Genomic DNA, 18,981 nt, shown 5'->3' with positions numbered 1-18,981 from the left:
TGACAGATGAACGCGAACGAGCCTCGCGAGCAGGGCACCGGCGGGTGGAGCCAGTTCGGCGCCACCCCGCCGGCCGCCGGGGGCTTTCCCCGGCGGGACACGATCGCCATGGAGGTGCCTCCGCCTCCGCCTCCCGCGCCGCCCAAGAAGCAGCGCTTCACCGTGGGTCAGAAGGCCATCGCCGGGCTCGCCCTGGCCGCCATGGCGGTCGGCGGCGGAGCCGTGGGGGCCGTCGTCGCCACCTCGTTCCAGCCCGAGACGGTCGCCGGCAGTAACACCGGCGCCCCCAGCCCCGTCTTCAAGTCGGCTTCGGCGCAGCTCACGGTCGCCGAGGTGGCGGCGAAGGTGCAGCCCTCCGTCGTGATGATCCAGGGGCAGACGGGAGAGGGCTCCGGCGTGGTGCTGTCGGAGGACGGGCTCATCCTCACCAACAACCACGTGGCCGTCGGCGCGGGACAGGGCGGGCAGATGACCGTCAAGTTCAGCGACGGCAAGACCGCCAAGGCCACCGTCGTCGGCACCGACCCCGCCACCGACCTCGCCGTCATCAGGGCGGAGGATGTCTCCGGGCTGACCAAGGCCACGCTCGGCGACAGCGACCAGCTCAAGGTCGGCGACGCCGTGCTCGCCATCGGCAGCCCGCTCGGCCTCGACGGATCCGTCACGGCGGGCATCGTCAGCGCCCTCGACCGCACGCTCAACCTCGGCAACGACCAGCGTCAGCAGATCCCGCCCGGCTGGGGCCAGGAGCAGCAGAGCCAGGCCGCCCCCACCACGATCGGCGGCGCGATTCAGACCGACGCCTCGATCAACCCGGGCAACTCCGGTGGTGCGCTGGTGAACGCCGCGGGCGAGCTCATCGGCATCAACACCGCGATCGCCTCGGAGGCCGCGGGCGGCGGCGTCGGCTTCGCCATCCCGGTCAACACCGCCAAGCAGGTCTCCGAGCAGCTCATCAGCAGCGGCAAGGTCAGCCACGCCTTCCTCGGCGTGAGCGTCACCGACGCGACGGGCGACGTCCCGGGCGCCCTCGTCAGGCAGGTCACCGACGGAAGCCCCGCCGAGAAGGCCGGGCTGCAGCAGGGCGACCTGATCACAAGAATCGGCGACAAGGCGGTTGACGGAGGCGATACGGTTGTCGGGCAGGTCAGAGGTTTCAAACCAGGGCAACAGGTCAAGATCACATATATGAGGGACGGCGCGACCAGCGAGGTCACCGTCACTCTCGCGGAGAACAAATAACAGGACCCCCTCATGGACGGGTGTGCCGTCGAGATCGCTGCGGACTCGGCGGCACACCCCCCCAATCCAGACCCATCCGGTCGGGAGGGTCAGGAGAAGCGCCGGCCCTCGTCGCGGCGATAGGCCCAGGCGGCCCCCGCCGCCGCGGCCACGGTCCACACGGCCAGCGCCACCAGCGCCACCGGGTCCGGCGTGGTGCCCGCGGTGATCGCCCACAGCAGCTCCGCCACGCCTCTGGTCGGCACGTACGGCGAGACGACCGCGATGAAGTCCGGCAGCATCGCCGGGGGCAGCAACAGCCCGCCCACGATGGCCATCGGGAAGAACAGGGCCTGCGACATCGCGATCGCGCCCTTGGCCGTCATCACGAAGCCGATGAACAGGGCCATCAGCATGAACGGGATGACCCCCACGACCAGCACGCCCAGCCCCAGCAGCAGCCGCACCGGCGTGGTCGTCGCCTCGGTGAGGAACACCGCGACCAGCAGCACCGGCACCACCGACACCAGTGTGACGGCGAGCGTGGCCAGGATCCGGCCGGTGAAGCGGGGGAGCGGGCCGGCGGGGAGCGTGCGCAGGTACGGGTTCCACGGCTGCTCGCGGTCCTGGGCCACGGTGATGCTCAGCCCGATGAGCGCCCCGGCCATCGCGCCGAAGAACATCAGCGAGCCCGTCGCCATGGTGGCCGGCCGGGGATCGTCACCCGCCAGCGGCACCACGAACGCCACCATGGAGATGGCCGGGAACAGCGCCCCGGCCAGCAGGCCGATCGGCACCCTGAGCTGTTCCAGCAGGAGATAACGGGTGTGCGCGGCGACCAGGCTCGACATGCTCTGTCTCCTTCGAGGTGAGGGCGAGGAAGGCCTCCTCCAGGGTGGTCGGCCTGACCTCCAGGCCGGAGAACGGCGTGCCGCTCCGTACGAGCTCGACGACCAGCCGGTCGGGGTCGGTGGTCACCAGGTCGACCCGGCCGTCGTGGCGCTCCGTGCCGATCACGCCGGGCAGCTCGGGCAGCTCCGCGGCGACCAGCGAGACGCGGCGCACGCCCACGAGGTCGCGTACGGCGCGCACCGTGTCGTCGGCCAGCACGCGGCCCTGGCCGACCACCACCACCCGCTCGGCCAGCGCCTCGATCTCCTCCAGGTAGTGGCTGGTCAGCAGCACCGTGCCGCCGTCCTCGTGGAACGACCTGATGCCCGCCCACAGCGAGCGGCGCGCCTCGACGTCCAGGCCGGTCGTGGGTTCGTCGAGGAACACCAGCCGCGGCCTGCCCGCGAACGCCAGCGCCACGGCCAGCCGCCGCTTCTGCCCGCCGGACAGCCCGCCGACCTGCCGGCCGGCCAGATCATCCAGCCCGAAGCGGGCCAGCAGCTCGCCCCTGTCCGCCCTGTCGGGGAAGTGCGCCGACACGAAGTCGACGACCTCCCCGACGCGCAGCGTCTCGGGCAGCCCCGTCTCCTGCGGCGTCATGCCGATCCCGCGCCGCGCGACCGGGTCCTGGGGCGAGCCGCCGAACAGCTCCACGGTGCCGGAGGTCGGCCGGCGCAGCCCCACGAACAGGTTGATCAGGGTGGACTTGCCCGCGCCGTTGGGCCCGAGCAGGCCGACCAGCTCGCCGGCCCGGATGTCGAGCGAGACGCGGTCGAGCGCCAGCACGCCGCCGTAGCGGCGGGTGGCCTCGATCGCCCGGGCGAGGACCGTCATCCCATGCCTCCGGCGTTGTCGAGCAGGGCGCGGATCGCCTTGGTGTAGTCCTCGAAGGCCAGCCGGCCGCGCTTGGTGAGCGCCACGTAGGTGACGGGGGTGCGGCCCTTGTGGGTCTTGGTGATCCGGACGTATCCGGCCTCTTCCAGCTTGGTCAGGTGCACCGACAGGTTCCCGGCGGTCATGCCCAGCAGCTCCTTCATCGAGTTGAAGGCCATCTCGTCCCCGTCGCCGAGGACGTTGAGCGAGGCGATCACGCGCAGCCGCGCCTGCGCGTGGATCACCGGGTCGAGCTCGGGCAGCGCCTTGTCCGCCGTCACAGGCAGCGCCTCAGCCACAGCCCCGCGACCACGAAACCGCCGCCCAGCAGCACGGCCGTCAGGAGCGCGTGCCAACCGGCGCCGAGCAGCACGCCCAGCGCGTTGACGCCGGCGGTCCAGGCGCCGACGAAGAACATCGGCCAGTTGAGCCAGACCGCGCCGCCGGCCATGTAGAGGACGGCCACCACCATGAGCGCGGTGCCTCCCCAGAGCAGGCCGCTCTCATGGTCCGGCAGCAGCGAGCCCATCCGGAGGGCGATGACCACCATGAGCAGCATCCCGGCGAACCACGCGTAGCCGTACATCATGCCCCTGGCGGCCGAGTCGCCGCGGACCAGCATGTTCATCCGCACGATCCCGTACGCGGCCACCGCCCCCGCGACGAGCTGGGCGCCCATCAGCACGGCCACGGCCTGCATCTGCGTGATGGGCGCGTAGGACTGCCCGTACAGCCCGTAGTGCAGGAACAGCGCGCCGAAGCCGAGCAGCCAGGCGGCGCCCCATGGGACGTAGAGCAGCAGCGGATCGCCGTAGAGGCGTTTGACCGTGGCCACGCTCTGCTCGTCGATGATGCGGAGCGTCTCCTCGGGACTGCGCTCTTCGTCCACCATGCAAACTCCTCGAAATGACAAACTGGTTTGCATCGTAAACCTGATGGCGCCGCCAGCTCAATGCCGGGGCGGGTCCGAGAGGGTTACCGCCGGGTGAGGACCTCGGACTCCCACAGGTCGCGGTAGTAGCCGGGCACGGAGACGAGCTCGTCGTGCCGTCCCCGCTGGACGACCCGGCCCTCCTCCAGCACGACCACCTCGTCGACCAGCTCCAGCCCCTTGAGGCGGTGCGTGACGAGCAGCGTCGTGCGGTCCCTGGTCACGTCGAGCAGGTCGCTCATCAGCCGGTCGGCCGTCTCCTCGTCGAGCGCCTCGGCGGGCTCGTCGAGCAGGAGCACCGGCGGGTCGTACAGGAGCGCCCTGGCCAGCGCCAGCCGCTGCAACTGGCCGCCGGACACGGTCCTGCCGTCCTCGCCCAGCTCGGCGTCCCACCCGGTCCGCTCGACCCACTCGTCGAGCCTGGCGTCGCGCACGGCCCGCCGCAGCGTCTCGTCGTCGGCGGCGGGCCCGGCCAGGCGCAGGTTGTCGCGGAGGCTGGCGCGGAAGATGTAGGGGTCCTGGGTCAGGCCGGTCATCAGCGTGCGTACGTCGTCGCCGGACAGGTCCCGCAGGTCGGCGCCGTTGACCCTGATGCCGCCGGACTCGGGCTCGACCAGGCGCATGAGCGCCGCCAGCAGGGTGCTCTTGCCGGCCCCGCTGGGACCGACAATCGCGACCCGCTTGCCGGGGGTGAGCCGCAGCGACACGCCGTCCAGGGCGGGGCGGGCGGCGTCGGAGGCGGCGTGGCGGACCACGAGGTCGTCGATCTCGACGGTCAGCGGGGCCTCGGGGCGGGGCGCGGGCGCGGCGGGCTCGGTGACCGCCGGGGTGGCCGAGCGCACCTCGCGCAGCCGCCCCAGCGCGGCCATGATGCCCGCCATCCGCTCGCCCGCCGCCGCCAGCGGCAGCACCGGCTCGAAGGCGACCAGCGAGGTCAGCGCGAGCACGGCCGTGCCCACCGAATCAGCCCCCGCCGCCTGGGCGAGCAGGACGACGGCCGCCACGGTCAGCCCCTGCACGAGGGTGCCGCCGGCCAGCGCGGCCGCGTGCACGCGGGCCTGGCGGCGCTCCAGCGCGGCCAGCGACTCGTCGGCCGACAGGGCCTTGCTCAGGGCCTCGCCGTCGGCGCCGTACGCGGCCAGGTCGGCGGAGCCGTGCACCAGGTCGGCCACCCGGCCCGCCAGCGCCGCCCGCGCGGGGGCGATCCTGGCCGACCAGCGGCGGGCCGCGGCGGCCGTACCGGCGGGCAGCAGCACCCCGGCCACCACCAGCCCCGCCACCAGCACCAGCGCCGCCACCGGCAGGATCGTCAGCCCGATCACGACGGCGGCCAGCCCCGCGATCGCCGCCGCGGCGGCCGGCAGGAGGCAGCGGACGAGCAGGTCCTGTACGGCCTCGGTGTCGTCCACCATGCGGCTCAGCAGGTCGGCGCCGCCGTGGCGGGGCTGCTGGGGCGGGATCAGGGCCTGGTAGAGCCGCTCCCGGGTGCCGGCCTGGGCGCGCAGGGCGACGTCGTGGCCGGTGAGGCGCTCGGCGTAGCGGAAGACGCCCTTGCCGGTGGCGAACGCCCTGGTGGCCACGATCGCCACGCTGAGGGCGGCCAGGGGCGGCTGCTCGGCGGCCCGCGTGATCAGCCAGGCCGCGGCGGCGATCAGCCCCAGCCCGGCCAGGTCGGCCGCCGCCCCCGCCAGCACGGCCCAGCCGAGCCGCGTGCCCATACGCCGGTTCACCGCCCGCTCCCCTCACGCCTCGCCTCAGCCCGCTCCTGCCCCCTCCGACCGCCTCCGGCGCCCGGAGGCGGATCGACACCCCCCGCCGTACGCGCCGCACCCGCCGCGTCTGCCGCGGGCGCCGGGCCATCGTGCGCGAGCCCGTCGTGCGCTGGGCCGTCGTGCACCGGTGCCGCGCCCGCGTCGGCGATGCGCGCTTCGGCGGAGGCCGGGCGAGCGGCGGCGGCGACCGGTTGGGCGGCCGGTTGGGCGGCGGCCGGTTGAGCGGCTGATCGCGGTGCCGGCCGGGTGGCCGAAAGAGCGGTCGGCCGGGCGTCGGCACCAGCCGGCTGGATGGCGGGGGACCGGGTGGTGTCGGAGGTGATGCGGCCCTCGTGGACGCGGATGACGCGGTCGGCGAGGTCGATCATGGCTGGCCTGTGGGCCACGATGACGGCCGTGCGGTCCCGGGCCAGGTCCGAGGTGGCCGCGACCACCGCCGCCTCGCTGCGCCCGTCCAGCCGCGCCGTGGGCTCGTCCAGGAGCAGCGCCGTGGCGCCGGCCCGGCAGAAGGCGCGCGCCAGCGCGATCCGCTGCCGCTGCCCCGCCGAGAAGTTGGTCCCGCGCTCGCCCACCACCGTGTCGAACCCCTGGGGCAGCGCCGCCACGAAGTCCACGTGGGCCGCCGCGGCCGCCCGGCGGACCTCCTCCAGGGACGCCGCGGGCGCCCCGAGCCGGATGTTGTCGGCCACCGACGCCGCGAACAGGTGCGGCCGCTGCGCCACGAACGCCAGCCGCGCCCGCCAGCTCGCCAGGTCGAGGTCTCGCAGGTCCGTGCCGTCGATGAGGACCCGCCCCGCGGACGGCTCGACGAAGCCGAGGATGAGGTGGAGCAGCGTGCTCTTGCCCCCGCCGCTCTCGCCCACCAGGGCGACCCGCTCGCGCGGGCCGATGGTGAGCGAGACGTTCTCCAGCGCGGGGGTGTCCCGGCCCGGATAGCGTACGGTCACGTTCTCGAGGCGGATCTCCGGAGCCCCGCCGCCGGGGGACTCCCGGCGCCCCTCGCGCTCCCGCGGCTCCTCCGCCGACCGGTCCAGTACGGCGAAGGCCGCGTCGGCGGCGGCCACCCCCTCCATCGAGGCGTGGAAGCGCGTCCCCATCGCCCGCAGCGGCAGGTACGCCTCGGGTGCCAGCAACAGCACCAGCAGCGCCGTCGTCAGGTCCAGCGACCCCCCGAGCAGCCGCAGCCCGATCGGCACCGCCACCAGCGCCAGCGACAGCGACGCGCACAGCTCCAGCACCAGCGACGACAGGAACGCCACCCGCAACGTCCGCATGGTGGCGCCGCGGTGGGCGTCGGCGATCTGCCCGATGACCGTGGCCTGGTAGCGGGCCCGCCCGAACGCCCGCAGCGTGGGCAGGCCGCGCACCACGTCCAGGAAGTGGCCGCCGAGCCGCGACAGCGCCAGGAACTGCCGTTCGGTGACGGCCTTCGTCGTCATCCCGACCAGCGCGCCGAAGACGGGGATCAGGGGCAGCGTGATGAGCACGATCACCGCGCTCGCGAGGTCGGCCGCGAACAGCCGGATCAGCACGGCCAGCGGCACCACCGCGGCCACCGCGATCGACGGCAGGTAGCCGGTCAGGTAGGCGTCGAGCCGGTCCAGGCCGCGCCCCGCCAGCGTGACGAGCTCGCCGGAGCGGTGCGCGGCGAGCCGGCCGGGGCCCAGCTCGCGCAGCCGCTCCAGCAGCCGGTGCCGCAGGGCCGACTTCACGCCCGTCGCGGTCCGCCCGGCGAAGACACCCTGGGTCCAGGCCAGCAGCGCCCGTACGCCGACCACCGCCGCCAGCAGCGCCAGCGCGGCGGCGGTGAACCGGCCGGACAGCACCCCGGCCAGCAGCTCGGCCTGGACCAGCACGAGCAGCCCGGCCAGCAGCGCGGCGGCCATGGTGACACCGAGGTGGCGGCGGACCGAGCGCTCGGCCCGCATGAGTGCGAGGAGATCCTTGTGCACGTTCCCTCAGAAGAACGACGGGAGCCGGGAGACGTCCTTCCCTGGGCGGAAAGTGCGCCACACCCATACTTGCGCGCCCAGCATGATGGGTGCGAACGGCAGCACCATGACACTGAGCACATTCAACGTAGCCGGGGGCGCGCTGTGCTCCAGCAGGTACGGCATCGCGCCCGCGAGCACCCCCACCGCGGGCAGCGCGGCCACCAAACCCGAGACCAGCAGCACCCGCCCCGACCTGGTGGCGCCGAACACGCCCGGCGTCCGCCAGCCCAGGAACGTCCACCCGTGGAAGGCGAACAGCAGCGTCACCACCACGCCAAGTAGCAGCCCGACCGGGTGCACGGGGGAGGACTCGAACCCGGTGGCGGCCGCGTACAGCGCCATTCCCCAGCCCACGGACAGCCCCAGCGACCCGAACGCGATCGCCCCGTCCCACAGCCCGCGCCACGCGGAGCCGTCCAGCCTGCGCCGGAACCACAGCCCGGCGTCCCGCAGCACCCAGCACAGCAGCATGGCCACCACCAGCGGGTACAGCCCGAACAGCACCTCGCCCTCCAGCAGCGGGTAGACGCCGAACATCGTCCCGGCCACCGCCACCAGCCACACCTCGTTGGCCAGCACGTACGGGGCCATGGCGGCCACCATCCGGTCCCGGTTGGCGCGCGTCCTGCCCAGCACCGGCAGCAGCAGCCCGACCCCCAGGTCGAACCCTTCGAGCGCGAAGTAGCCGGCCAGCAGCACCGCGAAGAAGAAGAACCAGATCACTTCCATTGTCAGCACTCCTCAGTAGCCGGCTCAGTAACTCAGCGCGGGGGTCCGTGGCTCATCGGCGGCGGCCCCGAGGTCGAGGGCCCGCGGCCCGCGCCGGATCAGCCGGGCGATGAGGACGTAGTCGACGATCGCCAGCAGCCCCAGCACGGCCGCGAACCCGATGAGCGAGGCGGTCACCATGCCCGGCGTCAGGCCGGGCGACATGGCGTCGGCCACGGTGAGCTTCTCCCAGATCATCCAGGGCTGCCGCCCGATCTCCCGGGCCATCCAGCCCATGATCGACAGGGCGAACGGCAGCGGCGTCATCGCGATGAGGATCGGGTGCGTCCACCGCGCCCTCGGCAGGATGGAGATCATCGGCAGCATCACCAGCAGCACGACGAGCCCCAGCAACTGGCCGAACTCGATCATCAACCCGAGCCCGACGGCCGCCGCCACGTTGTGGTCGCCGAACTTGCCCTCCGGCACCCCGGCGAACTGCGCGTACCCGAAGCCCATCGTCAGGAAGATCCCGATGGCCGCCGTGACCACGCCCATGCGCAGCGACCGGGTGAAGAACTCCACCTCGGGGGCGCGCCGCCGCAGCCGCCACGCGCTGGCCCCCACCAGCACCATGCCGCCGGTGAACAGCCCGGCGCCGATCACGTGCGGGAAGGAGAAGATCAGGGCCTTGTTCGTGAGCAGGGCGCCGAAGTCGGTCAGCTCCATCCGACCGCCGGTGACCACGGCGCCCGCCGGGTTCTGCAGGAAGGAGTTGGCGACCATGATGTAGAACGCGCTCGCGTACGCCGTCAGCGTCACGACCCAGATGCAGGCCACGTGCGCCCACTTGGGCAGCCGCCCCCAGCCGAAGATCCACAGGCCCAGGAACGTGGACTCCAGGAAGAAGGCCACCAGCGTCTCCATCGCCAGCGGCGCGCCGAAGACGTCGCCCGCGTAGTGCGAGAGCCCGCTCCACGCCAGGCCGAACTGGAACTCCATCACCAGCCCGGTCACGATGCCCAGCGCGTAGTTGATGACGTAGACCTGCCCCCAGAAACGCGTCATGCCTTCGTGCAGCGGCTTGCCCGACCTCGCCCACCGGGTGTGCATGATCGCCACCAGCGGGGCCAGCCCCAGGGTGAGCACCACGAACAGGAAGTGCAGGCTGCCCGTCACCGCGAACTGCGTGCGTGCCAGATCCAGTACGTCCATACATCGCTCCGTTGTCGTGCCTCTCTATATGTAGAAAGCCTACATGTAGACTGGCTACATGAAGCACGGGTGTCTAGGATCGATGTCATGAATCCCGATGCGCTGCGCGGGCACATGGACGCGCTGCTGCTCTCAGTGTTGGAGCGAGAGCCGCTGCACGGCTACGCGATCATCGAGGCGCTCCAGGAGCGCAGCGGTGGTGCCCTCAACGTGCCCACGGGCACCGTCTATCCGGCCCTGCGCAGGCTGGAGCGCATCGGCTACCTGTCCAGCGAGTGGGCCACGGTGGGCGGGCGCAAGCGCCGCACCTACCGGCTGACCGACTCGGGCAGGAAGCAGCTGCAGGGGGAGCGATCGGCCTGGCGGGAGTTCACCACCGTGATCGGCGGCGTCCTGCGGGCCGAGGCCAGGGTCATCGGGTGAGGTCGGAGGCGGGTGCCCGGGTGATGCGTACGCAGCGCGTGGCGCAGTAGATCTGCATGCCCCACATGGCGGCGGTCACCAGGTTGGCCAGCACGCCCGGCAGGAAAGCGAGCGTGTTCGGCGCGTCCGTGCCGTATGACAGCAACAGCCCGAGCCCGGCCGTCACCGGTAGCGCCGTCCACACCAGCACGCCCAGCGACCTGGTCGCCACCCGCGGCCGGCGGATCCACCGTGCGCCCCGGCTCAGCGCGAACAGCACGAGCCCCCCGTAGAGCCCGGTGGCGAGCTGGATGATGTCCAGCAGCCGCGCGACGGTCACGTACCACGCCGGCCGGTTGATCCAGATGTCGTCGTGCGCCGGGTAGATCCGCCACAGCACCGACCACATGGCCACGGTGATCGGCACGCTGACGAACATCAGCACGCCCAGCCGCCGGCCGGAGGAGGCGGTCAGCTCGGACTGGTAGCCGGCCGCGATCTCGGAGACCTGCCCGAACTCCGCCACCGCCAGCCGCTCGGCCTCCGCCCGGTCGAGCCCGTCGGCCTCGAACGCGTCGGCGGTGTCGGTCAGGCTGTCGCGCGCCTCGACGACCATGTCGCGCTTGGGTCCCCGGGGCCCGGCCAGGGCATCCTCGAGTTCTGCCACGTAGTCGTCGATGAGCATGGCTCCCAGTGTACGGACGGTGATCCCCGGTCCCCATCAGGGAATTCCCTGATTTCCGCCCGAGCGGTTGTCGTGTAGGAAAAAGCCTACATATAGTGGCTGACATGCAAATCTCCTCCATCCTCACCATCACCGTGCCCGTCGCCGACCAGGCGAAGGCGCTCGACTTCTACACCGGCGTGCTCGGCTTCGAGGTCCGCACCGACAACCCGTTCCCCATGGGCCGTTGGCTCACCGTCGCCCCCAAGGGCGCCGAGACCGCGCTGCTGCTGGCCTCCTGGTTCCCGGACATGGCGCCCATCGGCGGCCTGGTCGTGGCCGCGCCCGACCTCGACGCGCTGGCCGCCCGGCTGCGCGAGCACGGGGTCGCCTTCGAGGGGCCGAGCGAGCAGGCGTGGGGCCGCCAGCTGCTCTTCCACGACCCGTTCGGCAACGGATTCGTGGTCAGCCAGGCGTGACGGCCGACCACGTCTTCGCCGCGCTGGCCAGCCCGGCCCGGCGCGAGCTGCTGCGACTGCTGCTCGACGAGGGCGCCCAGCCCGCCGGCCGGCTGGCCGAGCGGTTCGACATGAGCAGGCCCAGCGTGTCGGAGCATCTCAAGGTGCTCAGGGACGCGGGCCTGGTGGCCGAGACCCGCAAGGGCAGGGAACGCCACTACCGCCTGGAGGCGGCACCGCTCATGGAGCTGCGCGACTGGCTCACCCCGTACGAACGGTTCTGGCGGGAGAAGCTCACCGCCCTCACCACTCTGCTCGACGACATGGAGGACGACGATGTCCCACGAGAAGACCGCTGAAGATCTGCGCGCCATCCGGCTCGACCAGTTCATCGCGCACCCGCCCGCCAAGGTGTGGCGCGCGCTCACCGAACCCGAACTGGTCGCCCGCTGGCTCATGCCCAACGACTTCAAGGCGGAGGTGGGGCACCGGTTCACCTTCACCACGCAGCCCAAGAAGCAGGTCGGGTTCGACGGGGTGGTCCACTGCGAGGTGCTGCGGATCGAGCCGGAGAAGCTGCTGAAGATCAGCTGGAGCGACGGCAAGCGGGCCGACTGGACGGTCACCTGGCGGCTGGAGCCCGAGGGCAGGGGCACCCGGCTGTTCCTCGACCACGAGGGCTTCGACCCGGACGACGAGGTGCAGCAGCTGTCCCGGCGGATCATGGGCGGCGGCTGGCCCCGCCACTTCGGCGCCATCGAAGCCATCGCCGCCGACCTCTGACCCGCCACCCACCCGCGCGCCCACCCGCGCGCCCACTCGCGCGCCCACCCCGGGCCCGTCCCGCTCCGCCCGTCCGGTGGAAGCGGCAGGCGGGAGCACGCTCGGGCGGCTTCCGCCGGTTCGGCCGAAGCCGCGCGTGGGAGCACGCTCGGGCGCTCCCGCCCGTCCGGTGGGAGCGGCGCGGGTGGAGGGGCCGTACGGGTCAGCGGTGGACGGTTGGGTTCGGGGGAGCGGGGCGGTTGGTGGCGTGGGAGGCGGAGCCCCAGAGGACGGCGGCGGCCGTGATCGCCGCCAGCAGGGCGAACCAGGCCGCCGCCCGCCCCATGCGCATGCCGTACCCGCACAGGAGCCACGACACCGACAGCCACCACCCGTGGCCGGCCTGGCGCCGCATCTCCATGGCCGCGAACGCGAAGTCGGCCGAGGTGGCGCGGTCGCTGGGCCGCAGCCCCGCGTAGAGGGCGGCCAGCCGGTCGGGTGAGGTGCCCGGGTCGTCCGCGTCCGCCCGGCCGCGCACGCTGGACTCGTCGGCCAGCGCCCGCCTCCGGGAGAACCAGCGCAGCATCGGCCAGCGCAGGCTCAGCCGCACCCCGCGCGGCGTGATCGCGAACGTGCAGTCCTTGACCCGCACCCCCGAGGGATGGGACAGCCCGGCGAACCGGCACGCCGACAGGTCCAGCCCGGACAGCCCCAGGTCGGTGGCCTCGACCTGCCGCAGCGACGTCAGCATGGACGTGCCCCGGCCCGTCACGGTGGCCGGGCCGCGCAGCACCGCGCCCTCCAGGTCGGCCTGCGAGTCCGTGAGCCGCACCGTCGTGGCGCCCGTCACCTCCACGCCGCGCAGGTCCACGCCGCAACGCGCGACCGCCACGTCCAGCGACCCGTCGGCGCGGGCCCGGGTCGCCGAGAGCCGGCCGGTGGCCGACAGGTACGCGTCCGCGGCGAAGTGTGCCGCCTCGAACCCGGCGTGCCCGCTGACCTTGCGGAACGACAGGGTACGGCCGAAGCGCGCCCCCCTGAAGGCGGCCCCGTCGCCGAGCCGGGCCCCGTCGAAGGTGGCGTACCCGTCGAACCTGGCCCGCTCGCACGACAGCCCGTGACCGAAAACGGCCTGGCTGAACAGCGCGTCGCGGGACATCACGGCCCGGTCGAGCGAGACGTGCCCGCGTACGGTGACGCCGTGAAAGGACAGCTCGCGGATGAACCGGACACCGGCCAGCGACACGTTGCCCTCGAACCGGGCGCCGAAGAACGAGGCCAGCCGGTCGAACCTGGCGTTGTCCAGCGACACGTCACCGGCGAACGTCACCCCGGGCAACCGGACGTCGCCGGTGAACCTGGCCCGGTCGAGCCGGGTGCGTCCCGGTCTGCCTCCGGTGGCCTCCAGGATCCTGGTCAGCAGGTCGCTGGTGACGGTGGTGCCGCGCAGGTCGAGCAGGCGTCCGGGGGACATCTCGCCGAGCGCCGCGCCGAGCTGTTCCGGGGTGAGGTGGGCGAGGCAGAAGCCGGACGGCCGGCTTGCGACTCCGGTGCAGGCAGCCGAATACGCGCAGGTGACCCAGTCCATGCATGGGTGATACCCGCCGCGGCCCATGTCAAGGTTCGATGATTTTATGTTGTAACCACATTTATGGGGAAATATGCAGTCTAAATTCCCCGTAATGTGCCCGACATGCGTGCTACATCCCGAGCGTCCCTGGCCGCCCCGAGTGCGGTAGCCGGTGCCGCCGGACCGTGCGCGTCAAGGGCAGCTTGACAGCCGGCCGTCGTCCGCCGTTCGTGGACGATCCCCCGACGGGGGAACGCCTGCCGCCTCCCCTCACACCGCCGCGCCCGGCGCCGGAGCATGGAATGCTGGTGGAGGGTACGTGGTTGAAAACGGATGCATTTGCAGCTACGAACAAGCGAGGAGCCACTTGTGGCGACCATCGAAGTAACCGAGAAGAACTTCAACGACATCGCCGACAAGGGGATCGTGCTGCTCGACTTCTGGGCCGAGTGGTGCCCGCCGTGCAAGAAGTTCGGCCCGATCTTCGAGCAGGCGTCGGACAAGCACGACGACATCACCTTTGGCAAGATCGACACGGACGCGGAGCAGGGGCTCGCGCAGGGGTTCGACATCACCTCGATCCCCACGCTGATGGCCATCCGTGACGGCATCGTGGTTTTCGCCCAGGCAGGTGCTATCCCGGCGCCCGCGCTGGACGACCTGATCCGGCAGGTCAGGGCGCTCGACATGGACGCCATCCGGGCCGAGCTCAGCGAGGAGCTGAAGAACGCCCAGCAGAACTGACCCCGTCCCCGCGACCTGCCCCGCCCGTACGGCGGGGCTTTCGCGTTTCCGGGGCCGGTTCCCTCCGGGTCAGGGCTTGCGCCCGACCCCCACGTAACCGAAGTCGATGCCGTTGCCCGGGGCGGACGGGTCGTCCGGACGCCAGCCGTTCGGGAACGTCAGCCCCGGCTCGGCCAGCTCGTAACCGTCGAAGAACCGCAGGATCTGCTCGCGGGTCCGGAGGTTCAGCGCGGCCGTGGCCTTCTTGTAGATCTCCAGGGCCTGCGGGGTGGTGTCCGGTGTGGGGTCCACCGCGTGGCTGATCACCAGGTGGCTGCCCGGCGCGCTCGTCTCGCGCAGCTTGGTCACCACGTCGTAGGCGATGTCGTCCGGGATGAAGTGCAGGATCGCCAGCATCAGGAACGCCACCGGCTGGTCGAAGTCCACCAGCGAGCCCAGCTTGTTCAGCAGCTCGTCCGGCTCGCGCACGTCGGCCTGCAGGAAGTCGACGTTCTCCTTCCTGGCCAGCAGCGCCCTGCCGTGCACGCACACCACGGAGTCGTAGTCCACGTAGACCACGCGGGCCTCGGGAGCGATCTCGTGCGTGTTGCCCTGGGTCGGCAGGCCGGCGCCCAGGTCGACGATCTGCCGAACGCCCGAGTCCACCAGGTGCCGCACCGCGCGGCGCAGGAAGGCCCGGTTCGCCCGGGCGCCCTCCTTGGTGTGCGGGAAGTTCTTGAGGATCTGCTCCGCCGCTGCCCGGTCGGCCGCGAAGTTGTCCTTGCCGTCGAGGTAGTAGTCGTACATGCGCGCGACGTTGGGGACGTTTGGGTCGACCCCCTCCGGAGCACTATCCACGTCGTTATCTCCCGAAATATTGGTATCTTTCGGGGCGATCATAGTCGTGGGACCCGTCAATTCACCGGAATTCGCTTACGTCCGGCAATGAGACCTAAATCACTCAGGCCCCATGGGCGGGCCGGAGGGTGTCCGGCCCGCGCGCCAGGTCAGCCGCGGTAGAGCTCGGCCACCCGGAAGGCCAGGTCGAGCGACTGGCTGCGGTTGAGCCGGGGGTCGCACGCCGTCTCGTAGCGCGTCGCGAGGTCGGTCTCGCCGATCTCGTGCCCGCCGCCCACGCACTCCGTCACGTCGTCGCCGGTGAACTCGATGTGGATGCCGCCGGGGTGCGTGCCGAGCGACCGGTGCACCTCGAAGAAGCCCGCCACCTCGTCCAGCACGTCGTCGAGGCGGCGCGTCTTGTGCCCGCTCGGCGCCTCGAACGTGTTGCCGTGCATCGGGTCGCAGATCCACGCCACCCGTGCCCCGGTGGCGGTGACCTCCTTGACCAGCGCCGGCAGGTGCTCGCGGATCTTGGAGGCGCCCATCCGGGTGATGAACGTGAGCCGCCCCGCCTCGTTGGCCGGGTTGAGCTTGTCGATGAGCGCCAGCGCCTCGTCCGGCGTGGTCGTGGGGCCGAGCTTGACGCCGATCGGGTTGCGGATCTTGGCGAAGAAGTCGACGTGGGCCCCGTCGAGCTGGCGGGTGCGCTCGCCGATCCAGACCATGTGCGCCGACACGTCATAGGGCAGCCCGGTGCGCGAGTCGATCCGCGTGAGCGCGCGGTCGTAGTCGAGGATGAGCGCCTCGTGCGAGGAGTAGAACTCGACCGTGTGGAACTCCTCGGGGTCGGCCCCGCAGGCCCGCATGAACGCCAGCGCCTGGTCGATCTCCCTGGCCAGCTGCTCGTAGCGGCGCCCGGCCGGCGACTCGCCCACGAAGTCCTGGTTCCACGCGTGCACCTGCCGCAGGTCGGCGTAGCCGCCCTTGGTGAACGCCCGCGCCAGGTTGAGGGTCACGGCCGAGGAGTGGTAAGCCTTGAGCAGCCGCCACGGGTCCGGCTGGCGCGACTCGGCGGTGAAGTCGAAGCCGTTGACCATGTCGCCCCGATAGGCGGGCAGCTCGACGCCGTCGCGGACCTCGGTGCCCTTGGAGCGCGGCTTGGCGAACTGCCCGGCCACCCGGCCGATCTTCACGACCGGCACCCGGCCGGCGTAGGTCAGCACGATGGCCATCTGCAGCAGCGTCTTCAGCTTTTGGCGCACGTTGTCGGCGGTCGCGCCGGAGAAGGTCTCGGCGCAGTCACCGCCCTGCAGGACGAACGCCTCGCCACGGGCGACGGCGGCCAGCTGCTCCTTGAGCTGGTCGCACTCGCCGGCGAAGACCAACGGGGGCAGGCCGCCGAGCTCGGCGACAACCTTGTCGAGCTCGCCGCGGTCCGGCCAGTCAGGCTGCTGCGCCGCGGGGAGGGCTCGCCAGGAATCGAGATCCACGAGATTGCTGCTCACGAGATACGAGGGTATTCCACTGGCTCGACCCCACCGACCCCCTTGTCCACGTTGTGAGAATGCGGTTATACGCGTACGAACCCAGAGGAAGTCAAAGTTCCTTTACTGTCACGTGCTCGGGTCTGACACCGTGGCCGATGAAGCGCGCCGCCACCCGGTTGATCACCGGGATCCTCGTCAGGTCGCGCGGCATCCTGGAGGGGTCGAAGCGCCGTGACAGCGCGGGGCTGATCACCCGGTTCTGCACGAGCCGCTGGGCCGCCTGCGTGATCCGGGTCGGCAGCATGCGCCGCCGCTGCAACCGGTGGAGCGTGGACTCGGGGATCGGCGCGCCCGCCCTGAGCGGCCCGGCCAGCAGGTTGGCCGTGGCGACCGCGTCCTGCACGGCCAGGTTGACGCCCACCCCGAACACCGGCGACATGGCGTGCGCGGCGTCCCCGATGCACAGGAAGCCGGGCCGGTGCCAGCGGCGCAGCCGGTCGAGCGCGACCGTGAGCACGCTGACGTCGTCGAAGCCGGCGATCTGCCCGGCCCGCTCCGCCAGCCACGGCAGCAGCTCGGCCACCGGGCCGCGCAGGGCGTCGATGCCGCTTTTTCGCAGCGTGTCGTAGCCGCCCTTGGGGATCAGGTACGCCAGCTGCCAGTACGTCTCCCGGTTGATCGCGACCATCATGTGCCCCGACGACACGCGCAGGAACGTGTCGTCCCGGTCACCGGCGTGTCTGGGCAGCCGGAACCACACCACGTCCATCGGCGCGCCGAGGCTCTCGGGCACCAGCCCGGCCCGGCCGCGCAGCACCGAGTGCCGCCCGTCGGCGGCGACCGTCAGGTCCGCCCTGATCTCGTGCTCGCCGGACCCGTCCCGGTAGCGCAGCCCGCGCACGGCGCCGCCCTCGCGGATCAGGTCATGGGCCTCGGCGTTCATCAGCAGCCGGAACCCGGGGTAGCGCCCGGCGGCCGAGGTGATGAGCTTGAGGAGGTCCCACTGCGGCACGAACGCGATGTAGCCGTACCTGCCGGGCAGCCTGCGCAGGTCCGCCAGCCTGATGTCGCCGATGTCGGAGACCATCTTGAGCCCGTACGCCTTGCGGTGCGGGAGCTCCAGGAATTCCTGGGCCAGCCCGAGCTCGTCGAGCACCTGCAGCGTCGAGGGGTGGATCGTGTCACCCCGGAAATCCCGCAGGAAGTCGCCGTGTTTCTCCAGCAGCGTCACCTCGACGCCCGCCCTGGCCAGCAGCAGGGCGAGCATCGCTCCGGCGGGGCCGCCGCCCGCTATCACGCAGCCCATAATTCATCACCCCATGAAATTCTCGCACGTCATGTGAAAAGAGCAAGCATCAGAGCCATCCGGCGTGCCCGAACAGCCGAAGTACATGCGTGAGCCGCCTCTCACACCAGGGAGTGGACGATGAAGGACGAACTCCACACCCTCTCTGGCGCCTACGCCGTGCACGCACTGCCGTACGCCGAGTGGGTGCTGTTCGAGGAGCACCTGCACGCCTGTCAAGGATGCGCGGCCGAGGTGCGCCGCCTGCGGGAGACGGCCGCGAGGCTGGCGGAGGCGGTGGCCGAGCCACCGCCCGCCGGACTTCGGATCCGCCTCCTCGACGCCGCACACCGGTCACGGCCCCCCGATGCCCGGTCCGATCCCCGGTCCGATCCCCGGTCCGACGGCCGGTCCGCTGACCGGCCCGACGGCTGGCCCGGCCACTGGCCCGAGCGGGTGGCCGACGACAGCCCGACCGTCTGGAGACCGCCGAGGGAGCGCGCGCCCGCGGCCCTGCCGCCCGACGCCCCCACGATGGGCCTCCCGGGCGGCCTCCCGGGCGGGCGGCAGGTCACCGACCCGCCGACGCTCAGCCTGCCGCCGGAGGCCGCGTTCCGGATGGCGCCGGAGATCCCCGTGACCCCGGAGGGAGGGCAGGTGGTCCCGCTGCGGCGCAGGCGTACGAAGGTGCTGGCAGCGCTGTCGGCGGTGTCCGCGGCGGCCGCGGTCGCGCTCGGCGCGGTCGCCATCGACGCGCGCCGCGACCTGGGCGACCTGACCACCAGGAACGAGGAGATGATCGCCGTGCTGGCCGCCCCGGACGCCGAGACGATGCGGCAGCCCGTCACCACCGGCGGCACCGGCACGCTCGTCATCTCCCGCGCCGAGGGACGCATGGTGTTCACCTCGTCCGGCCTGGCCGACCTGCCGGACACGCAGGTGTACGAGCTGTGGCTGATGGGCCCCGACGGGCCGCGCCCCGCCGGCCTGCTCGACCGGAGCCGGGACGGGGTGAGCCCGCCCGTGGTGGTCACGCCGCTGGACCGCGACGAGCGCGTGGCGCTCACCGTCGAGCCCGCGCGGGGCTCGGACAAGCCCACGACCCAGCCCGTCATGCTGGCCGAGCTGCCCGAGGCGTGATCGAATCGGGATGGACTGCCGGGCCTGACGGACCGATAGTGCATC

20 protein-coding genes are annotated in these 18,981 nt (G+C 72.0%); 7 read left to right on the top strand and 13 right to left on the bottom strand.

Annotated features, from left to right (window positions below):
• The first annotated feature begins 6 nt into the window (after positions 1-6).
• A complete protein-coding gene (locus ACBJ59_RS46890) occupies positions 7-1,242 on the top strand; it encodes a S1C family serine protease (protein ID WP_375116554.1) in 1,236 nt (411 codons plus the stop codon).
• Positions 1,243-1,331: 89 nt separating this feature from the next.
• Here the strand turns inward: ACBJ59_RS46890 and ACBJ59_RS46885 are convergent, their stop codons facing one another.
• From ACBJ59_RS46885 to ACBJ59_RS46850, 8 genes are all read right to left on the bottom strand, one after another.
• Positions 1,332-2,018 carry an ABC transporter permease gene (locus tag ACBJ59_RS46885; RefSeq protein WP_375116579.1) on the bottom strand — a complete coding sequence of 229 codons (687 nt, stop codon included), beginning with the start codon at positions 2,016-2,018 and terminating at the stop codon, positions 1,332-1,334.
• On the bottom strand, positions 1,942-2,946 hold the full coding sequence (locus ACBJ59_RS46880; RefSeq protein ID WP_375116553.1) for an ABC transporter ATP-binding protein: 1,005 nt from the start codon (positions 2,944-2,946) through the stop codon (positions 1,942-1,944). Before ACBJ59_RS46880 ends, ACBJ59_RS46885 begins: the two co-directional genes overlap by 77 nt.
• Positions 2,943-3,266 carry a winged helix-turn-helix domain-containing protein gene (locus tag ACBJ59_RS46875; RefSeq protein ID WP_375116552.1) on the bottom strand — a complete coding sequence of 108 codons (324 nt, stop codon included), beginning with the start codon at positions 3,264-3,266 and terminating at the stop codon, positions 2,943-2,945. Before ACBJ59_RS46875 ends, ACBJ59_RS46880 begins: the two co-directional genes overlap by 4 nt.
• Positions 3,263-3,877, bottom strand: a complete 615-nt coding sequence (locus ACBJ59_RS46870; RefSeq protein WP_375116551.1) for a hypothetical protein — start codon at positions 3,875-3,877, stop codon at positions 3,263-3,265. The genes ACBJ59_RS46875 and ACBJ59_RS46870 overlap by 4 nt, the downstream gene beginning before the upstream one ends.
• An 83-nt stretch (positions 3,878-3,960) precedes the next feature.
• Entirely contained in the window at positions 3,961-5,646 is a 1,686-nt protein-coding gene (gene cydC / locus ACBJ59_RS46865; protein WP_375116550.1) for a thiol reductant ABC exporter subunit CydC, read from the bottom strand.
• Positions 5,643-7,640: a thiol reductant ABC exporter subunit CydD gene (gene cydD / locus ACBJ59_RS46860; RefSeq protein ID WP_375116549.1), complete on the bottom strand. Its 1,998-nt coding sequence runs from the start codon at positions 7,638-7,640 to the stop codon at positions 5,643-5,645. The genes cydC and cydD overlap by 4 nt, the downstream gene beginning before the upstream one ends.
• A gap of 6 nt (positions 7,641-7,646) precedes the next feature.
• Positions 7,647-8,411 carry a cytochrome d ubiquinol oxidase subunit II gene (locus tag ACBJ59_RS46855; protein ID WP_375116548.1) on the bottom strand — a complete coding sequence of 255 codons (765 nt, stop codon included), beginning with the start codon at positions 8,409-8,411 and terminating at the stop codon, positions 7,647-7,649.
• A 24-nt stretch (positions 8,412-8,435) separates the two neighbouring features.
• A complete protein-coding gene (locus ACBJ59_RS46850) occupies positions 8,436-9,605 on the bottom strand; it encodes a cytochrome ubiquinol oxidase subunit I (RefSeq protein WP_375116547.1) in 1,170 nt (389 codons plus the stop codon).
• Between the two features lie 87 nt (positions 9,606-9,692).
• On the opposite strand from ACBJ59_RS46850, the gene ACBJ59_RS46845 reads away from it, so the two are divergent.
• Entirely contained in the window at positions 9,693-10,028 is a 336-nt protein-coding gene (locus ACBJ59_RS46845; protein ID WP_375116546.1) for a helix-turn-helix transcriptional regulator, read from the top strand.
• Here the strand turns inward: ACBJ59_RS46845 and ACBJ59_RS46840 are convergent.
• The gene (locus ACBJ59_RS46840) at positions 10,018-10,692 is read right to left on the bottom strand and encodes a permease prefix domain 1-containing protein (protein ID WP_375116545.1); all 675 of its coding nucleotides are present in this window, start codon (positions 10,690-10,692) and stop codon (positions 10,018-10,020) included. The two genes, ACBJ59_RS46845 and ACBJ59_RS46840, sit on opposite strands and share 11 nt — an antisense overlap.
• A gap of 104 nt (positions 10,693-10,796) precedes the next feature.
• Between ACBJ59_RS46840 and ACBJ59_RS46835 the strand changes: the two genes are divergently transcribed.
• The 3 genes from ACBJ59_RS46835 to ACBJ59_RS46825 are packed head-to-tail and all read left to right on the top strand — an operon-like array spanning position 10,797 to position 11,912.
• Positions 10,797-11,150 (top strand): VOC family protein, encoded by a 354-nt coding sequence (locus ACBJ59_RS46835; protein ID WP_375116544.1) that lies wholly within the window; start codon positions 10,797-10,799, stop codon positions 11,148-11,150.
• Complete coding sequence (locus ACBJ59_RS46830; RefSeq protein ID WP_375116543.1) at positions 11,147-11,488, top strand: ArsR/SmtB family transcription factor; 342 nt, start codon at positions 11,147-11,149, stop codon at positions 11,486-11,488. Before ACBJ59_RS46835 ends, ACBJ59_RS46830 begins: the two co-directional genes overlap by 4 nt.
• Positions 11,466-11,912 (top strand): SRPBCC domain-containing protein, encoded by a 447-nt coding sequence (locus ACBJ59_RS46825; RefSeq protein WP_364112204.1) that lies wholly within the window; start codon positions 11,466-11,468, stop codon positions 11,910-11,912. Before ACBJ59_RS46830 ends, ACBJ59_RS46825 begins: the two co-directional genes overlap by 23 nt.
• 202 nt (positions 11,913-12,114) lie before the next feature.
• On the opposite strand, the gene ACBJ59_RS46820 is transcribed toward ACBJ59_RS46825, so the two are convergent.
• Complete coding sequence (locus ACBJ59_RS46820) at positions 12,115-13,479, bottom strand: pentapeptide repeat-containing protein (RefSeq protein WP_375116542.1); 1,365 nt, start codon at positions 13,477-13,479, stop codon at positions 12,115-12,117.
• Between the two features lie 351 nt (positions 13,480-13,830).
• Here ACBJ59_RS46820 and ACBJ59_RS46815 point away from each other — a divergent pair, with 351 nt between their 5' ends.
• Positions 13,831-14,205: a thioredoxin domain-containing protein gene (locus tag ACBJ59_RS46815; RefSeq protein WP_364112208.1), complete on the top strand. Its 375-nt coding sequence runs from the start codon at positions 13,831-13,833 to the stop codon at positions 14,203-14,205.
• A 69-nt stretch (positions 14,206-14,274) separates the two neighbouring features.
• Here ACBJ59_RS46815 and ACBJ59_RS46810 read toward each other — a convergent pair whose 3' ends face one another.
• From ACBJ59_RS46810 to ACBJ59_RS46800, 3 genes are all read right to left on the bottom strand, one after another.
• The gene (locus ACBJ59_RS46810; protein ID WP_375116541.1) at positions 14,275-15,084 is read right to left on the bottom strand and encodes an SAM-dependent methyltransferase; all 810 of its coding nucleotides are present in this window, start codon (positions 15,082-15,084) and stop codon (positions 14,275-14,277) included.
• Between the two features lie 107 nt (positions 15,085-15,191).
• A complete protein-coding gene (locus ACBJ59_RS46805) occupies positions 15,192-16,529 on the bottom strand; it encodes a class II 3-deoxy-7-phosphoheptulonate synthase (protein ID WP_364112212.1) in 1,338 nt (445 codons plus the stop codon).
• A 91-nt stretch (positions 16,530-16,620) separates the two neighbouring features.
• Positions 16,621-17,817 (bottom strand): FAD-dependent oxidoreductase, encoded by a 1,197-nt coding sequence (locus ACBJ59_RS46800; protein ID WP_375116540.1) that lies wholly within the window; start codon positions 17,815-17,817, stop codon positions 16,621-16,623.
• 120 nt (positions 17,818-17,937) lie between these two features.
• Here ACBJ59_RS46800 and ACBJ59_RS46795 point away from each other — a divergent pair, with 120 nt between their 5' ends.
• Positions 17,938-18,936, top strand: coding sequence for an anti-sigma factor domain-containing protein (locus ACBJ59_RS46795; RefSeq protein WP_375116539.1), 999 nt, complete (start codon positions 17,938-17,940; stop codon positions 18,934-18,936).
• Positions 18,937-18,981: the final 45 nt, after the last annotated feature.

The sequence above is a fragment of the Nonomuraea sp. MTCD27 genome (assembly GCF_041950495.1).
In the GTDB taxonomy this organism is placed as follows: Bacteria; Actinomycetota; Actinomycetes; order Streptosporangiales; family Streptosporangiaceae; genus Nonomuraea.
Note: the sequence above shows the minus strand (reverse complement) of the source record. Positions and strands in the feature narration are given on the sequence as shown.

Bases quoted from the DNA above. Each gene is read 5' to 3' on its own strand.
- ACBJ59_RS46840 (WP_375116545.1), bottom strand. From the start codon at position 10,692: ATGCTCATCGACGACTACGTGGCAGAACTCGAGGATGCCCTGGCCGGG.
- ACBJ59_RS46795 (WP_375116539.1), top strand. From the start codon at position 17,938: ATGAAGGACGAACTCCACACCCTCTCTGGCGCCTACGCCGTGCACGCA.
- ACBJ59_RS46810 (WP_375116541.1), bottom strand. From the start codon at position 15,084: ATGATCGCCCCGAAAGATACCAATATTTCGGGAGATAACGACGTGGAT.
- ACBJ59_RS46835 (WP_375116544.1), top strand. From the start codon at position 10,797: ATGCAAATCTCCTCCATCCTCACCATCACCGTGCCCGTCGCCGACCAG.
- ACBJ59_RS46825 (WP_364112204.1), top strand. From the start codon at position 11,466: ATGTCCCACGAGAAGACCGCTGAAGATCTGCGCGCCATCCGGCTCGAC.
- ACBJ59_RS46880 (WP_375116553.1), bottom strand. From the start codon at position 2,946: ATGACGGTCCTCGCCCGGGCGATCGAGGCCACCCGCCGCTACGGCGGC.
- ACBJ59_RS46870 (WP_375116551.1), bottom strand. From the start codon at position 3,877: ATGGTGGACGAAGAGCGCAGTCCCGAGGAGACGCTCCGCATCATCGAC.
- ACBJ59_RS46855 (WP_375116548.1), bottom strand. From the start codon at position 8,411: ATGGAAGTGATCTGGTTCTTCTTCTTCGCGGTGCTGCTGGCCGGCTAC.
- ACBJ59_RS46820 (WP_375116542.1), bottom strand. From the start codon at position 13,479: ATGGACTGGGTCACCTGCGCGTATTCGGCTGCCTGCACCGGAGTCGCA.
- ACBJ59_RS46845 (WP_375116546.1), top strand. From the start codon at position 9,693: ATGAATCCCGATGCGCTGCGCGGGCACATGGACGCGCTGCTGCTCTCA.
- ACBJ59_RS46890 (WP_375116554.1), top strand. From the start codon at position 7: ATGAACGCGAACGAGCCTCGCGAGCAGGGCACCGGCGGGTGGAGCCAG.
- ACBJ59_RS46850 (WP_375116547.1), bottom strand. From the start codon at position 9,605: ATGGACGTACTGGATCTGGCACGCACGCAGTTCGCGGTGACGGGCAGC.
- ACBJ59_RS46800 (WP_375116540.1), bottom strand. From the start codon at position 17,817: ATGGGCTGCGTGATAGCGGGCGGCGGCCCCGCCGGAGCGATGCTCGCC.